At 69.2% G+C, this 15879-nt stretch carries 16 protein-coding genes; 4 read left to right on the top strand and 12 right to left on the bottom strand.

Annotated elements, in window-relative coordinates; genetic code table 11:
• Positions 1-18: 18 nt before the first annotated feature.
• From Q9R13_RS08035 to Q9R13_RS08015, 5 genes are all read right to left on the bottom strand, one after another.
• A complete protein-coding gene (locus tag Q9R13_RS08035) occupies positions 19-714 on the bottom strand; it encodes a lysoplasmalogenase (RefSeq protein WP_310964568.1) in 696 nt (231 codons plus the stop codon).
• Positions 715-745: 31 nt separating this feature from the next.
• Positions 746-1228, bottom strand: coding sequence for a hypothetical protein (locus Q9R13_RS08030; protein WP_310964567.1), 483 nt, complete (start codon positions 1226-1228; stop codon positions 746-748).
• 338 nt (positions 1229-1566) lie between these two features.
• A complete protein-coding gene (locus Q9R13_RS08025) occupies positions 1567-2169 on the bottom strand; it encodes a DUF6318 family protein (RefSeq protein ID WP_310964566.1) in 603 nt (200 codons plus the stop codon).
• A 107-nt stretch (positions 2170-2276) separates the two neighbouring features.
• On the bottom strand, positions 2277-3113 hold the full coding sequence (locus Q9R13_RS08020; RefSeq protein ID WP_310964565.1) for a hypothetical protein: 837 nt from the start codon (positions 3111-3113) through the stop codon (positions 2277-2279).
• Positions 3110-3415: a hypothetical protein gene (locus Q9R13_RS08015; protein ID WP_310964564.1), complete on the bottom strand. Its 306-nt coding sequence runs from the start codon at positions 3413-3415 to the stop codon at positions 3110-3112. Before Q9R13_RS08015 ends, Q9R13_RS08020 begins: the two co-directional genes overlap by 4 nt.
• Positions 3416-3809: 394 nt before the next feature.
• On the opposite strand from Q9R13_RS08015, the gene nrdR reads away from it, so the two are divergent.
• Positions 3810-4286, top strand: a complete 477-nt coding sequence (gene nrdR, locus Q9R13_RS08010; protein WP_310964563.1) for a transcriptional regulator NrdR — start codon at positions 3810-3812, stop codon at positions 4284-4286.
• 116 nt (positions 4287-4402) lie between these two features.
• A complete protein-coding gene (locus Q9R13_RS08005; RefSeq protein WP_310964562.1) occupies positions 4403-7264 on the top strand; it encodes a vitamin B12-dependent ribonucleotide reductase in 2862 nt (953 codons plus the stop codon).
• An 88-nt stretch (positions 7265-7352) separates the two neighbouring features.
• On the opposite strand, the gene Q9R13_RS08000 is transcribed toward Q9R13_RS08005, so the two are convergent.
• Positions 7353-8531, bottom strand: coding sequence for a GDSL-type esterase/lipase family protein (locus tag Q9R13_RS08000; protein WP_310964561.1), 1179 nt, complete (start codon positions 8529-8531; stop codon positions 7353-7355).
• Between the two features lie 318 nt (positions 8532-8849).
• Between Q9R13_RS08000 and Q9R13_RS07995 the strand changes: the two genes are divergently transcribed.
• Positions 8850-9347, top strand: coding sequence for a GNAT family N-acetyltransferase (locus Q9R13_RS07995; protein ID WP_310964558.1), 498 nt, complete (start codon positions 8850-8852; stop codon positions 9345-9347).
• A 7-nt stretch (positions 9348-9354) separates the two neighbouring features.
• On the opposite strand, the gene Q9R13_RS07990 is transcribed toward Q9R13_RS07995, so the two are convergent.
• The 4 genes from Q9R13_RS07990 to Q9R13_RS07975 all read right to left on the bottom strand — a co-directional run bounded on the left by Q9R13_RS07990 (position 9355) and on the right by Q9R13_RS07975 (position 12752).
• Positions 9355-9849, bottom strand: coding sequence for a sugar O-acetyltransferase (locus Q9R13_RS07990; RefSeq protein WP_310964556.1), 495 nt, complete (start codon positions 9847-9849; stop codon positions 9355-9357).
• Positions 9850-10204: 355 nt separating this feature from the next.
• Positions 10205-10849 carry an NAD(P)-dependent oxidoreductase gene (locus Q9R13_RS07985; protein WP_310964555.1) on the bottom strand — a complete coding sequence of 215 codons (645 nt, stop codon included), beginning with the start codon at positions 10847-10849 and terminating at the stop codon, positions 10205-10207.
• Between the two features lie 372 nt (positions 10850-11221).
• Positions 11222-11851: a serine protease gene (locus tag Q9R13_RS07980; RefSeq protein WP_310964554.1), complete on the bottom strand. Its 630-nt coding sequence runs from the start codon at positions 11849-11851 to the stop codon at positions 11222-11224.
• A gap of 103 nt (positions 11852-11954) precedes the next feature.
• A complete protein-coding gene (locus Q9R13_RS07975) occupies positions 11955-12752 on the bottom strand; it encodes a hypothetical protein (protein ID WP_310964553.1) in 798 nt (265 codons plus the stop codon).
• A gap of 576 nt (positions 12753-13328) precedes the next feature.
• On the opposite strand from Q9R13_RS07975, the gene Q9R13_RS07970 reads away from it, so the two are divergent.
• Positions 13329-13877 carry a DUF4352 domain-containing protein gene (locus tag Q9R13_RS07970; protein ID WP_310964552.1) on the top strand — a complete coding sequence of 183 codons (549 nt, stop codon included), beginning with the start codon at positions 13329-13331 and terminating at the stop codon, positions 13875-13877.
• 89 nt (positions 13878-13966) lie between these two features.
• Here the strand turns inward: Q9R13_RS07970 and Q9R13_RS07965 are convergent, their stop codons facing one another.
• Together Q9R13_RS07965 and Q9R13_RS07960 are read right to left on the bottom strand one after the other, a co-directional pair.
• Positions 13967-14956 carry a helix-turn-helix transcriptional regulator gene (locus tag Q9R13_RS07965; protein ID WP_310964550.1) on the bottom strand — a complete coding sequence of 330 codons (990 nt, stop codon included), beginning with the start codon at positions 14954-14956 and terminating at the stop codon, positions 13967-13969.
• Positions 14956-15870 carry a helix-turn-helix transcriptional regulator gene (locus Q9R13_RS07960; RefSeq protein WP_310964549.1) on the bottom strand — a complete coding sequence of 305 codons (915 nt, stop codon included), beginning with the start codon at positions 15868-15870 and terminating at the stop codon, positions 14956-14958. Before Q9R13_RS07960 ends, Q9R13_RS07965 begins: the two co-directional genes overlap by 1 nt.
• Between the last annotated feature and the right edge of the window lie 9 nt (positions 15871-15879).

Below are 15879 nucleotides of genomic sequence, written 5' to 3'. Positions count from 1 at the left end.
GGGCCGGATCGGTGGAGGTCAGCCAGCGAGCGCCGCGCCCTTGCTGAGCAGCAGCTGTCCGGCCGTGTAGGTCGCCATCACCACCGACTCGAGGCGAGGCGGTGGGTTCTTGACCAGGAACCTGCCCGCGCCGAGAACGGTGTCGGAGCCGACGAACAGCGCCGCGCCCGCCAACGTCAGCCGCCTCGAGCGAGCCGGCAGGGTCGGGTCGAGATGGCCGGCGTGCGCGAGCATGCCGGCGAGCAGCGCGGTGTAGCCGAGCACGGCCGGCCCGAGCGCCTTCTCCTGATTGAACGCCCCGATCGCCATGGTCGGTCCGCCGAGCGCGACGAGACCCGCCGCGACCTTGGCCGTGGTCGTGTCGCGCAGGCGCGTGCCGCGGTCGCGGTGCCGACGGAAGCCGGTGACGTACGCGTCGTGGCCGACGCCGAAGGACCCGGCTCCGGCGGCGAACGCCGCGGTGCCGTGGCGTAGGAGCATCAGGTCGCCGCCCCAGCCGCACGCCTGCGCGACCAACGTGCTGGACCGCAGCGGAGAGCCCATCGCCCGCCGATCTGTGGCCAGCGAGGCGGCCAGGGTCGGCATCAGCAGCGGCTTGGTGAGCCGTCGTGACGTCGCGGCGAGCGGGCGGCTGGAGCCAGCGAGCCAGCTGTCGGCTGCAGCAAGGCCGAGGTAGGCGAAGGTCAGCCGGGTACTGAGGGTGAGGCGGGACACGGATGCATCCAAGCAGAGCGGCGGTCGTGGGTCAGTGTCCGGTGCCGGAGAGTGCTGGGGTGGCCTCGACGACGTCGAGGGTGGTGGTGGGTCCGGTGGTGGTGACGGTGGTGGGGACGGGTCGGGTGGGTCCGTTGTTGACGCGGTAGTGGGCGGCCCAGGTGATGGTGACGTGGATGTCGAGGTGGTGGGCGGTGGTGGGGTAGCGGTAGGTGATGGTCTTGGCGGGGTAGGGCGCGCCGGGTGTGGTGGTGGCGGCGGTGGTGCCGTCGCCGTGGGTCCAGGTGAAGGTGGTCGGCCGGATCGCCAGCTGTACGTGTTGTCCGAGCAGGGTGACGGTGCGGGTGAACGGGGTCGCCTGGGTGGAGAAGATGGTCTCGAGGTTGACCAGGGTGGTGTTGCTGGGTTGTACCAGTGCTCTCGGGTGGGGCAGTGGGATGCGTTGGAAGGCTCGGGCGACCAGGCCGGGGGTGATCTGGGGCTTGTTGGCCACCGCGGCGGGCATGCAGGTCATCTCCGCAGTCGTGTGGGGAAGCGGCCTCACACGGTAGTGCCGCATCAGTTCCTGCCCCTTCGGGCAGCGCATCAAGTTCGTGCACAGTCCCTGTCCGCCGGGTACGTGAAGCTGATCCTGGCGGCAGATGGGCTGCCAAACCCACACCTCCGCTGGCGGAGCGGTCGATGTGTTCTTCGTCGTCCCATGACTGTCGGACCGTTGACCATCGGAGTTGCACGACCCGAGGACGAGCAGTTGGCCGGCTGCGCCATCGGCGGACGTGCTGCAGCTGCTGGCGATCGCTGGTGCGCTGGCGAGGAGCGCGGCGAGGAGCGCCAGGATGCCGACGAGCGGAACTATTTTGCGCGGGTCCACTCCGACACCTTCCAAGCGATTCCGTGGCTAGGCGAGACGAAGACGGTGATTGCGTTGGCGCCACCACTGACTGTATTCACGGACCCTTCGCGGCTGCTCTTCACGCGTTGACGGGTGGTCTTGATCACGATGTCGACGTTGAATCCATCGGTGTCTGTGTTGGGCAGGGCATCGGCAACGTCGGCGATCCGCCATGCGCCGCCCTTGATCCACCCCCCAGCTCCGTAGATGCGTTCGAGCTCATGCCTCACCCGCGTGCACGACTCGCAGCCCGCAGCCTCGACGGCCCGCAGCGCCTTCACGTCGCCGGTGGCCTGGGCGTAGTTGATCAGGTCGACGTAGTGGCGGGCGAAGGCGACCGCACCCGCCTTGCTGTGCGCCTTGGCGGCCGAGGGCATCGGCGGGATCGCCGGGGATCGGACAGCCGAGGGGCTGGCGGACGGGCTGTTCGACGGGGACGGCGAGTGCGTGGCGGAGCCACCGCAGCCGACCAGGGCCAGGGCGCACGCCAGCCCGCAGGTCAGCCCGCACAACAGCCCACGCAGCGGCACCGGCACCAACGGCCGGGGTCGAACTCGCACCATCAGGTCCCCTGTCCCGAGAGAGGTGCCCATTTCACTACCCACCGAGCATCAGCGCTACACCACGAGATCGTCTTGTGGACAGCCGTTCTGCAGCGAGCAGCCGGGCGTCAGTGGCAGAAGCGATCGATCATCTGCTGCAGGTCCGCCTGCACTCGTGCGGAGAGCGGCAGGATCAGTCGGACCACGGGCGCCCGTCCCACCCGGAGGTAGGCCGAGAGCAGGAAGGTCTGCTGGGACTGGCTCAGCGAGTGCGGGTCACAGCGGTCGGAGGGTCGGAAGGTGACGGGAAGCCGCAGTGAGTGGTCGTGATCCTCGAGCACCCGCGGCCGGGCCGGCGCGAGCATGTCGATGATCACGCTTCCGCCGACGTCGACGATCCGCACCGGTGCGCTGCCGCTGAGGCGGTCGACCTTGATCGACGTGCGGTAGCGCGCGCCGTCCAAGCGGCCGTGGGCCAGCCGCACCGAGGCCACCTGGGCAAGTCGCTGCAGCCCGCACGCGCGCTGCCAGAGCCGCAGCAGCAGGTCACGGTCCTGCACCAGCAGCGGCAGCGTCCGGGTGCTGCCGTCGATCCCGACCAGCATCGACGCAGCTCTCTGGGGTCGACGATCGCAGTGGGCGGCGCCGTACTCCATGTCGAAGGCGGCGGTCTGGCCGGGCGGCACCACCTGCGACACGCGTACGGCGGGCCAGGCGAATCCCGGCCAGCGGAAGGTCGCGGTGCCGACCTGGATGGTCCGGTGGCTGTTGTTGGTCACGCCGGTGCGCAGCGCGCTGGTGCCCTCCTGGTTGCGGAACTGGGTGGTCGAGGCAGCCAGGTCGCGATCGGGAACCATGGATGGGGCCGCGGAGCCACAGCCGGCGAGGCTCAGCAGCAGGAAGGCCAGGACGACGAGGAGGGCCCGCGAGCCCTGGGCAGGGGCGGTGCCGTGCCGCGCGGTCACCGTCGGCCGTGCTTTCCCCCCGAGGCGGTCACCGGCCGTGGAGCGGGCGCTTCTCCGCGGAGGGTATCGAGGAACTTGCCCCCGAAGATCAGCGCGAGGAACAGGCAGCCCACGGCGCCGAGGGTCGCCACCGCGAGCAGCAGCCAGGCGCCGAGCTCGCCGGCCTTCGCGGACGGCCCCAGCTGGATGGCGTAGTAGACGAGCACGCCCCACGCGAGCGCAGCCGCGACGACGGCAGCGGCGTACGACGCCAGCCGACCGGTCGGGAGGGGAGGTGGTGCACCCCCGCTGTGCTTGCCCACGAGCGTCATTGTGACCTATCACCGCGACGCGCGAGGACCGGACGACACCTCTGCTGGAGTCCGGCCTTGGGCGGGCCATCGCCCGACCCGGATCCGGGACTCGAGCGGCACCTCCGCGGGTCACGACACGCCCGGCCGGAGCCGGCCGCAGGGCGCTGACCTGCGGGTTCTCCGGTGTGTGCGACGTGCTCCGAACTTTTCTGGGAGGGCTGTTGCGCAGCCCCCCACCCCGGCGTACCGTAGCCACTACATCTAGTAGTTACACCGTTGTGGTTTTCCACATCTAGTCCCACAGAAAAAGGCAGTTCCGCACAGGGAATGGCAGTTTTCCACAGCTCGACCCACCGCGAAGCACACAGCCGCGCAGCTTGACGAAGTCCGAGAGGAGCCCGCGATGCACTGCCCGTTCTGCCGCAGCACCGACACCCGGGTCCTCGACTCGCGGGTGTCCGACGACGGGGCAAGTATTCGCCGCCGGCGGGCATGCACGGAGTGCGAGAAGCGTTTCACCACTGTCGAGCAGATGCAGTTGACCGTGCTCAAGCGCAGTGGCGCCTCCGAGCCGTTCAACCGCGACAAGGCGGTGGCAGGTGTGGCCAAGGCGTGCAAGGGCCGGCCGGTCGGCGCCGACGACCTGGCCCGACTGGGCCAGACGGTGGAGGACGTGTTGCGGGACAGGGGCTGGGCCGAGGTCCCGGCCCACGAGATCGGGCTGGCGATCCTCGGACCGCTGCGCGAGCTCGATGAGGTCGCCTACCTGCGGTTCGCGAGCGTCTACCGGGCGTTCCAGTCCGCCGAGGACTTCGAGACCGAGATCGCGGTGCTGCGCGCGGAGCGTGCGGCCGCCGAACAAGCTCAGCCCACGGGCTGACCAAGAGCCGCCCGGTGCGTAGTGGGGAAGCTGCGCGCCGGGCAACCAACGACGGTGCACCAGCGCCGACAACTGAAGAAGTCCGACACCACGAAATCGCAGGGAAGAAGGGGCACATGACCGAGACGGCAAGCAGCCGGGGCACGCGCAAGGGCGCAGCCAAGGGACTGAAGATCGAGCGGGTCTTCTCCACTGAGGGTGTGCACCCCTACGACGAGATCGCCTGGGAGCGTCGTGACGTCGTGCAGACCAACTGGAAGACCGGCGAGTCGGTCTTCGAGCAGCGCGGCGTGGAGTTCCCCGACTTCTGGTCCGTGAACGCCTCCACGATCGTCACCACGAAGTACTTCCGCGGCGCCGTCGGCACCGACGCCCGCGAGTGGAGCCTCAAGCAGCTGGTCGACCGCGTGGTCACGGCCTACCGCAAGGGCGGCGAGGACAATGGGTACTTTGCCGATGCTGCGTCTGCCGAGCTGTTCGAGCACGAGCTGACCTGGCTGCTGGTGCACCAGTACTTCTCGTTCAACTCCCCGGTCTGGTTCAACGTCGGCACCAAGTCGCCCCAGCAGGTGTCCGCGTGCTTCATCCTCTCCGTCGACGACTCGATGGACTCGATCCTGAACTGGTACAAGGAGGAGGGCTTCATCTTCAAGGGCGGCTCCGGCGCCGGCCTGAACCTGTCCCGGATCCGCTCGTCCAAGGAGCTGCTGTCCTCCGGCGGTACCGCGAGCGGCCCGGTCTCCTTCATGCGCGGCGCGGACGCCTCCGCAGGCACCATCAAGTCCGGCGGCGCCACCCGGCGCGCGGCGAAGATGGTCGTGCTCGACGTCGACCACCCCGACATCGAGGAGTTCGTCGAGACCAAGGCGCGCGAGGAGGACAAGATCCGCGCGCTGCGTGACGCCGGGTTCGACATGGACCTGGGCGGCAAGGACATCACCTCGGTGCAGTACCAGAACGCCAACAACTCGGTCCGGGTGACCGACGAGTTCATGCGCGCTGTCGAGGACGGCACCGAGTTCGGGCTCAAGGCGCGCGGCACCGGCGAGGTCATCGAGACCGTCGACGCCCGCTCGCTGTTCCGCAAGATCGCCCAGGCCGCGTGGGAGTGCGCCGACCCGGGCCTGCAGTACGACGACACCATCAACGACTGGCACACCAACCCCGAGACCGGTCGGATCACCGCGTCGAACCCGTGCTCGGAGTACATGTCGCTCGACAACTCCTCGTGCAACCTTGCCTCGCTGAACCTGCTCAAGTTCCTCAAGCCCGACGACACCTTCGACGCGCCGCTGTTCGCCAAGGCCGTCGAGTTGATCATCACCGCGATGGACATCTCGATCTGCTTCGCCGACTTCCCGACCGAGGCGATCGGCGCCACCACGCGCGACTACCGTCAGCTGGGGATCGGCTACGCCAACCTCGGTGCGCTGCTGATGGCGATGGGCCTGGGCTACGACTCCGACGGCGGCCGCGCGATGGCTGCCACGATCACGAGCCTGATGACGGGGACGTCGTACCGACGCAGTGCCGAGCTGGCCGCGATCGTCGGGCCGTACGCCGGCTACGCCCGCAACGCCGAGGCGCACAAGCGAGTGATGCGCAAGCACCAGGCCGCCAACGACGTGGTCCGGACCCTGCACGTCGCCGACGCCCAGGTGCACAAGCTGGCCACCAAGGAGTGGGCCGAGGTCATCAAGCTGGGCGAGAGGAACGGCTTCCGCAACGCCCAGGCCTCGGTGCTCGCGCCGACCGGCACGATCGGCTTCATGATGGACTGCGACACCACCGGGATCGAGCCGGACTTCTCCCTGGTCAAGTTCAAGAAGCTGGTCGGCGGCGGCTCGATGCAGATCGTCAACCAGACGGTCCCGCGGGCGCTGCGCAACCTGGGCTACCAGGAGGAGCAGGTCGAGGCCATCGTCGAGTACATCGCCGAGAACGGCCACGTCATCGACGCACCCGGCCTCAAGTCGGAGCACTACGAGGTGTTCGACTGCGCGATGGGCGCCCGGGCGCTCAAGCCGATGGGCCACGTGCGGATGATGGCCGCCGCCCAGCCGTTCCTGAGCGGGGCCATCTCCAAGACCGTCAACCTCCCCGAGAGCGCGACGGTCGAGGAGGTCGAGGACATCTACCTGCAGTCATGGAAGCTCGGCCTCAAGGCGACCGCGATCTACCGGGACGCCTGCAAGGTCGGCCAGCCGCTGTCGGACGGCAAGTCCGACTCGGCGAAGGCCGATCAGTCGTTGACCACGGGCCCAGGCGATGCTGCCGAGGCCGTCAAGGTGGTCGAGGTCGCCAAGCCGTTCCGCAAGCGGCTGCCGAAGTCGCGGGCGGCGCGGACGACGAGCTTCACCGTCGGTGGCGCCGAGGGCTACATGATCTCCGGCGCCCACGACGACGGCGAGCTCGGCGAGATCTTCCTCAAGTTGGGCAAGCAGGGCTCGACGCTGGCCGGCGTGATGGACGCCTTCTCGATCGCGGTGTCGATCGGCCTTCAGTACGGCGTGCCGCTGGAGACCTACATCTCGAAGTTCACCAACCTGCGCTTCGAGCCAGCCGGTCTCACCGACGACCCGGACGTCCGGATGGCGCAGTCGCTGATGGACTACGTGTTCCGTCGGCTGGCGCTGGACTACCTGTCCTTCGAGGACCGGTCGATGCTGGGCATCTACTCGGCCGAAGAGCGGCAGCGCCACCTCGAGACCGGCTCTTATGAGCCCGTCGAGGAGACCGGCAGCGCCGCCGAGCTGATCGCGACGCCGAAGGTGGAGGAGGTCGTCGAGGAGACCCCGGCCGAGGCGCCCGGCGCCAAGGTCGACACCTCCGGCGCGCACACCAGCGCCGAGCTCCTGGAGAAGATCACCGGCACCGCGGTCGACTCCCCGCTCTGCATGACCTGCGGCACCAAGATGCGCCCCGCCGGCTCCTGCTACGTCTGCGAGGGCTGCGGCAGCACCAGCGGTTGCAGCTGATCAGCTCCCCAGTGGTGGTCCGGCGCAACGCGTCGGGCCACCACATCGCGGAGCTAACGCGACGAGGACGCATTCCGCGTTCGGCGGGTCAGGGTGCTGTGCTCCGGAACGACCCGCCGTCGAACATCAGCCGCGCGAACCGCTCACCGATCTGCTGCTGGGTCTTCGCGTCCGGGTGCAGGTCGTCGGGAAGGGGCCGCGCTGCGGCATCTGAGGCGCTGTACAGCTCGAGTCCGTCGAGGTAGCCGAGGTGCGGGTCGGTGGTGGCGCGCTGCTGCACGATGCGGGCCAGTTCTGCGCGGATGACCTGGAGGGTGAGCTTGCCGCTCGCGACCTCGGCCGGGCTCCCGGCGGCCCGGAAGCGGAGCCGACCTTCGGCAAGACCGCTCACGTCCATCTCGCTCGGGCCCGGCGTGTCCTCGTGGATGGGGCACGCGATCGGGGAGACGACCAGGAGCGGCGTGTGCGGGTGGCCCTCGCGGATCAGGTCGAGGAATCCGTGCACCGCCGGCACGAAGGCGCGCACGCGCATCAGATCGGTGTTGACGATGTTGATCCCGATCTTGACGCTGATGAGGTCGGCCGTGGTGTCGCGGATGACCCGCGCGACGAAGGGATCGAGTAGCGCACTACCACCGAACCCGAGATTGACCAGGTCGAATCCTCCCAAGGCGGCCGCGAGTGCCGGCCAGGTGCCGGTCGGGCTGCCTGCGTTGGACCCGTGGCTGATCGAGCTGCCGTGGTGCAGCCACACGGGGCGGCCACCGTCCCGCGAGGGTTCGACCGGGGCGTCGGTGCTCAGCGCGACGAGCTCGGTCCGCTCGTTCCACGGCAGCCAGATCTCGATCTCCTTGTCGTCGCCGGGTAGTCCGGTGAACTCGACGACCGCAGCCTCACCAGGCGTGACGTCGGCCGTTCCGGTCGCCATGTCGATGGTCAGGGTGTCCCCGCCGACCGCGGTCTCCTGCGCCGTCCTGCGGCCGTCCACCACCAGGTCGTAGACGCCGTCCGGGCGCGGTGGTGCACCCGTGTAGACCTGCTTGGTGGGAACGGTCTCCAGCCGAACCCGGGCCGCCCGCGAACGGAACGCCAGCCGTACGCCGGATGGCTGTGCCTCGGCCATGGCGAGCTGGCCGTCGGCGTACCGCCGCGCCCACGCAGGCAGTCGGTGGGGCAGGATGCCGCGGGCGGTCTGCTCGAGCTCGAGCGCACCTCGCACGATGTCGCTCGTCAGTGGTGTCGAGGTCAGGTCCGCGAAGTCGTTCACGCAGCCAGCATGCCCGGTGGCCGCGCCGCCGGGCTCGGCGGCCCCGCTTGTCAGGCGCGTCTCCTGAGGGCGCGCAGCATCGCTGCGATCCGTGACAGGAACGACCTGTGCTGGCCGGCTCGGCGCGATGGCCTTGCAGGCCGGCGCTGGCGGTGCAGCGAGATCATCTCGACCTCGAGCGGCAGGCAACGGCGCTCCGGCGGAACCACCATGCCTCGACGGTAGCCCCGGGTGCCCGGACCTCGATACCGTCGCTGGCGCTTGCTACTCGACCAACGAGTCGGCAGCGATCAGTTGGCCGCCGGTTAACCTCGGGGGATGGCTGAGCTGCAACCCCTGCGTGCCGATCACGCCCCGGCCATCCTGGCCTTCGAGTCCGAGAATCGGTCCTACTTCGCGGCCTCGATCTCCGACCGTGGCGACGACTACTTCGAGCACTTCGCCGAGCAGCACGATGCCCGGCTCGCAGAGCAGCAGGCGGGCGAAGGCGCGTACTACGTGCGCGTCGCCGAGGACGGATCGGTGCTCGGCAGGTTCAACCTGATCTTCGTCGGGGAAGGGGTCGCCGAGCTGGGTTACCGCGTCGCGGAACATGCCTCCGGCCGCGGCGTCGCGACCGCGTCCGTGCGCGAACTCTGCGCGCTCGCCGTATCGCGCCACGGGGTCAGCACCGTCCGGGCCGCCACAGCCGACGCCAACGCGGCCTCTCGGCGAGTGCTGCTCAAGGCCGGCTTCCGCCTGGCCGGGCGGGCCGAACCGGCACACATCGGCGGGAAGCAGGGCAGCTGGCATCAGCGGGATCTCCTTCCCGGATGACGAGCCGTCAGGTGGTGCCGCCCGACCGCGGCTTCAGGAGCTTGCGCTCGACCAGGCTGGTGGCAGTCACCACACTCAGCGGCGATACGTCCTTCGCGACGACGGCGCCGGCGCCGATGACCGAGCCGTGCCCGATGGTCACTCCCGGCGTGATCGTGGCGCCGGCGCCGATCCAGACGTCGTCGGCGATGACGATGGGCGCGTGCGTGATGAAGTCGTACCGCTCGTCGAGCTCGACGGGATGGCCGGCGGTGCTCAGGGTCACCCGGGGGCCGATCATCACGCGGTCACCGAGGGTGATGCCACCGAGATCGAGGAAGAAGCAGCCCTGGTTGATGAACACCCGGTCCCCGAAGGTCGCCCCGAGCCCGTAGTCGCAGTAGAACGGCGGCAGGATCGACAGCGAGTCGGGTAGGGGGTTGCCGAAGATCTGCGCAAGCAGCGCCCGGCGCGCATCGAGGTCGTCGAGCGGCAGCAGGTTGAGGCGCGAAGTCAGGCTCATGACCAGTTGCACCCGCTCCGCGAAGGCGCGGGACTCGGACGTCTGAGTCGGGAGGCGGTGTTCGTTGCGCACGAGGTGATGCTGGCACGCGGTCGGGGCGGCGGTGTGGACCGCGTCGATCGCGGCGAGTATCTGGTCGCGGCCGAGCCGGTCGATCGCGGGGCACTCGCGGACCACGTCGTGTCTCTCGGTGATCAGCGCACGGCCCCAGTCGCCCCAGTCGGCCCAGTCGGCCCCAGTCGGATCGGTTCTGCTCGGGCAGCGAGTCCGGCTGTCCGTTCCGCACCCGGCAACATGCCACAGAAAACCTTGTCATCGGGTCGCGACGGACAACGCTGGGGGGTGTGCGTGCGAGTCAGTGGCCGACGGTGAAGCGGCGGCGCACGTGGTTGCGCTGCTCGATCTCATCGACGTACGCGCGGGCGAAGTCGGTGCCGGAGATCTCCGAGGAGCCGTCGTCCTTGGTCACCAGGATGTCGCCACCGGTGCGGTAGCTGCCGGTGTCCTCGCCGGGTGCCCAGACGCCGAACAGGCCGGCGGGGCTGACGTAGAACCAGTCGAGTCCTTCGGGCGCGGCACGCAGTGCCTCGAGTACGGCGGCGTGCGCACGGGCCTCCGGCTTCCACTCCTCGTTGAACTCAGGGGTGTCGAGGAGGAGCGGGCCCCCTTCGGCGACGTACGAGCTGCCGGCGCCGCCGACGAAGGAGAGTCGGGCCCGGCCCGTCTGCGCAGCGCCCACCAGCGCGGGCAGGACGTCGAGCAGCGGCTGGCCGCCCACGTCGGCGCCGTGCACTGCCACGACCAGCTCGTCGGCGTCCTGCGCGGCTGCGGCCACCACCTCGGGATCGGCCACGGAGCCGGTCCGGTAGTCGATGCCGTCGTACCGCTCGGTCGGCTCGTTCCTGGAGTACGACGTGACCGCGTGGCCACGACCGACCGCCTCGCGGGCGATATGCGAGCCGGCGTAGCCGGTGCCGCCGAAGATGACGAGCTGGGACATGGGGCCTCCTGAAAACTGTTGTTGCCTGTTCAACCGATCTGGCAGCGGATCTATGCCGCAACTCTCGTGTCGGATGGGGTCAGGATCCGTGTGTGATCGTGCGCAGTTGGGTCGCACCGGCTGTGGGGCGTGATTCCGGGAGCGCGATCATTCAGCCGTGCGGCCCGATCTCGAAGACGTACGCGTCGTGGTCGCTCAGCTGGGTGACCCCGCGAGCTGCCGGATTTTCCTCGGCTGATGAGCTCTCGCCTTTGGCCCGAGCGGTGTGGTCGATCCGGATCAGGACTGGGATCCTGCGGACGCTTTGCGGTCAGGACCAGCAGGCGCCCTGCTTCGGCAGGCGCGGCGCGCTCTTCCAACGTAGTCTCGGGGTCACGGCTGGACCGTCGGACAGCCACTCGGTCGGCGCAACACACTGGTCGAACGAAGAACGGCCACACGAGCGGCGGGAATGTCCAGGGCCGTGTCGGATCGCAGGTCCAGGGCGACGGTGACCGCTCGGACCCGGCCATCGGTCCCGATCACCGGGCCGCCAGAGCTACCGGGCAGGATATCGGCGCTAGTCTCGATCCGCTGCGCCGAAGGTCCCGATGCCCCGCGCACGGCGAGGACTCTTCCTCGCGCGACCTTCATCGGGCCGCCGAGCGGGAAGCCCACAACCGCGACCAGGTCCCCGGGGATCGGCGTGCTCGTGTCGAGAGCGAGTACGGCGGTGTTGACCGGGTGGTCCAGGTCGAGCACGGCAAGGTCGTCGGTAGTGGAGATTTCCCACGACGTGACCCGAGTCGTGCCGGTCTCGCCGCGGACACTGATGCTGACCGCCCGTTCTGCGACGTGTCGGTTGGTGACCACCTCGGTCGGCGTGATCGTGAAGCCGGAGCCGGTGGCAGTGAAGCTGCAACCTACGGTCGCCACACGCACCGTGGCGCTGCGGGCGTGGTCGATCAAGCCTGCCCAGGTGGAGTCGCTGATCTGGCCGCCGGCGAGTTGACCTCCCTGCATCGCTATACCGGACGGCTCGGACGCCGTGGGATCGGACGACTCGCCCGCCGCGCACCCCGCCGTCACTGCTGCCAACAGGAACAGGGCTGCCGGCAAGGCCCGGTCAGTCACCGAGAGTCAGCCCCACCGCGCCGGGGATCTTCAGCTGGGCTGCCGAGAAGTGGACATCGCCACGGTTGGCGACCGTGATTGAGTACCCGCCCTTCGCGCCGTCGAGGACGGTGAAGGAGAAGTCGAACGTGCATGAGAACGGCGGGCTACCGTGGCCGGCCCTGAGCGTGGTGGTGGTCAGCAGGTCGCCTGCGCCGTCCTTGACCAGGACCTCACGTCCGGCGGTGATGTCGCTGTAACCGCTCGTCCCGGAGCAGCCCCCGGCCTTGGAGACGATGTCCGGGAAGTACGAGGAGGGGTCGCTGTCCTTGAGCCCGAAGGTCGCCTTGACGTGAATGCGTTCCAGGGTCGTGAAGCCGTTGCTGTACTTCGGGCAGTAGACCGAGACGGCGACCGCATCGACTGCGGGGCCCTGCTGCGCTCCGCCTGCATCGAGTCGGCTGCAGGTCCGCTTCGCGAAGGCCGCCGCGGCCACATCGCTCGCGAACTTCCCTCCGAGCCCCTTGTCGCGCAGCTCGGAGGCGAACTGACTCTGGAGCTCGGCCGGGGTCGGCACGACGGTGAACCCCTTGGCGAACGCGGGGCACAGTTCCTTCACCGCGACCTGCTGGCTCCGGTAACCGACCGGTTCCTGGCCAGCGTCCAGCTTGGCGCAGAAGGCCCGACCTTGGGTGACGGCTGCCTCGCGAGTCCCGAACTGGACATAGAGGTGCTGCGCCTTCAGGGCATCGACGTACCGCTCCTCGTCCGTCGTGCGCAGGCCGAACCAGTAGACAGCAGTGCCGAGCACTGCGAGGACGACGACGATCGCCCACGGCCTCCACCATCGACGAGATCTGGTGGGCGGGTCCTCGAGGATCGGCGGTGCAACTGTGGTCGGCTCCGCTGTTGTCTCCGGTGTCGTGACCTCGCTGCCGCAGATCGCACAGAAGCGCGCGCCGGAAGGGACGGCGTGTCCGTTCTTACAGGTCTGATCGCTGTCTGAACGTGCTGCTCGATGGCGCCTCATCGCAGGCTCGCGAACAGGCTTGTGACGATTGCGCGCGAGGCACCGTGCGGTGTGGCTGGAGACATGACGTCGACCCCCGGCTCGAGGAAATAGATACGAGTCGAGACCTTGGCAACAGGGTCCGACAGAACTCGGGTTTGGAAGGAGGGAGGGGCCACGTGGGCACGTTGGGCTTTGCCTTCGGCGCTGAAGCCGAGATCGAGCTGCCCGCCGCAACAGCGACCGCAACCGCGTCAACGTCGCGATCGCTCGGGTCCAGTGGCTCGCGGTGAGGACTCGGACCGTTCTGTCGGGTGGTCTCCCTACGGTCCGTTCACCGCTCCAGGTGGGGCGGATACTTCCAACGAAGGGGTCGAGATGAACACCATGAAGAAGGGCCGGCGCCTGGCGCTGGCAACGGCGGTCGCGGCGATCGCGATCGCGCTGAGCGGATGCGCGGCGACCGACGTCAACACCAAGGCCGACAATGCCAAGGGCGGTAAGGCGGCGTCTGCCCGCGTCGGTCAGCCCGTCACCGTCAAGGGCAACGATGATGGGTCGAAGCTGCAGGTGACGGCGAAGCGGGTGACCAACACGAGCTCGTCCGACCAGTTCGTCAAGCCTGACAAGGGCAAGCGGCTCGTCGCTGTCCAGTTCGTGCTGAAGAACACCGGCACGGCGGCGTACGACGATGCGCCGAGCAATGGTGCCAAGGTGGTCGACAAGGCGGGGCAGCAGTACGAGGCTGACGCGTTCTTCGACCAGGTCGCCGCCGGCCAGCAGCTGCCCACCTCGGTGAAGCTGGCGCCGGGCAACAGAGCGCTCGGATATCTGGTGTTCCAGGTGCCGGTCAGGGCGAGGATCGCGCAGGTGCAGTTCTCGATGGACAGCGGGTTCGGCCAGACGGCTCAGTGGAACGTGCGCTGATGCGGTGAGTCGGGCCGCGGACGGGGTCTCGCTGGCGCTCGCACCTCAAGTGCCGTCCTAGGCTTCGAGGCGGTTACCGCGCGACCTCCTCAAGCGCTGTGGCCCCGATGGTGAGCGAGCAGCTCCGCGGCGAGATTCGGGCCGGCAGTCACCAGGCGGGTCGGGTCGAGCACCGCGGCGTCCGTTCCGGCGATGAGGAGCAGCAGGCCGATGCGTTGCTCGACCGGGGGCAGTAGGTCGAGGTCGAGGGTGGCGCTGAGTTCGTCGTCGGCGATGATCGCGACGCGCTCGGCGTAGAAGTCGGTGGCCCAGCGGGCGGCGTGCGGGATCCGCACCCGCACTCGCGTGGTCGCGCGTTGGGCTTCCAGCAGCCGGTCGAGTTCGGGCGGCGCGGTGAACTCCTCGTCGAGAACCTCGTAGTCGCGGATGTTCGACACCAGGAAGGTGCGGAGGCGGCCACCGGCGTCGGGGGGGCCGGCGTCGACCTCCCAGCCGCGGCGGGTCTGGACGAGCAGGTAGGGCTCGATCACCCGGTCGGTGACGCCCTCGTGCCAGGTGCGCGAGTAGACGATGCGCACGCGGCGGTGGTCGGTCACTGCATCCTCCAGAGCCTCGAGCGGACGGTTCCAGCTTGCGGGCGGACGCGGCCGGACTGGGTCGCCGAGCATGGTCTCGGTGAGCACGCTGAGTGCACCCTTCAGGTCCTCATCGTCCGGGTCGAGCTCCAGCAGCCCACGCGCGGCGGTGTAGACGAGCGCGAGCTCCGCGGCATCGACGTACTCCACGCCGAGCTCGTCGATCGGCCGCTGGTCGACGATGCGGACCACCTCGGCGGTCGCCGGGTCGTCGTCGCCGTCGGTGCCGAGGAACTCAAGCACGTCGGGGCGCGAGAGGCCGAGCAGCAGCGTGCCGACATCGGCGCTGTAGAAGGCGAGCAGGTCCTCGCGGAGCTCCTCGGCGGGTACGCCGAGCTCCCTCGCGACGTCGGCGATCGGCAGACCGTCGGGATGAGCAGCGAGGACCTCGAACACCTCGGGTAGGCGAGCGATCCGCTGGACGTACTTCGGCGGCGCAGCCATCACTCGCCCGCCATCTCGGTCAGCTCGGTCAGCATCTCCCTGCGTACGTCCTCGGGGCCGACCAGCTGCACGCGGGTGCCGAGCTGGTAGATCCGTGCTCGCAGCGCCGCACGATGGGTGACGACGTACATGAGCTCCACCTCGCCACCGAGGTCGCGGTACGACACGGGCCTGCCGAGCCAACGCTCGACGTCGGGCACGTACTCGACCGGTGCACGCAGTGTGACCTCCACCGGCGGGTCGATCTGCCAGCTCATCGGGTGCAGTCCGGGGTGGCGCTCGCGCGGGAACGTCCTCGCAGTCTGGGGACTGTCCGCCGACACCTCGGACATCCGCGAGACGACGAAGACCTTCATCCGGTTGGCGGTGTCCTCGAAGGCGCGGAGGTACCAGGTGCCGTTCTGCGCGCGGACCGAGTCCGGATGCACGGTGCGCGTCGAGCCGGCGTACAAGAAGTGCAGCAGGCAGCGCATCCTCACGGCGCGGATCACCGTCGCCAGCCGGGCGTCGTGGGGGCCGCCCGGCACGACGGCGCTCACCGCAGCGGTGCGCGGGGTCGCCGGCAGGCCCAGGCGTTCGACGAGGTCGGCGCGGTCGGCGAGAAGTACGGCGCGCTGCAAAGCGGCCTGCTGCGCGGGGGTGAGCTTGAGGCGTAGCCGGTTGTCCACGCTGGTCATCCGGTAGACGCCGTCCTCGCCGTGTGGAGCGATGTTGTCGATCTGCCAGCCGAGGGCGCGCATCTGACGGAGCTCGCGACCGAGCTGGCTGGTCGGGTCGGCGCTGCTTTCGAAGCCGGCGATTCGGACCAGCTGGTCGGACGGCATCCCGACACGGCCGCAGCTCTGCAGTGCGACCGCCAGCCGGACCAGCCGCTCCATCGGCTCGCGCTGGTCGCGTCCCGCACTCCTGGTCACGCGCCGAGT

Origin of the sequence: Nocardioides marmorisolisilvae (assembly GCF_031656915.1) — a bacterium.
GTDB classification, from domain to species: domain Bacteria; phylum Actinomycetota; class Actinomycetes; order Propionibacteriales; family Nocardioidaceae; genus Marmoricola; species Marmoricola terrisoli.
The sequence above is the reverse complement of the archived record's forward strand: the minus strand, read 5'-3'. Positions and strand labels throughout refer to the sequence as shown.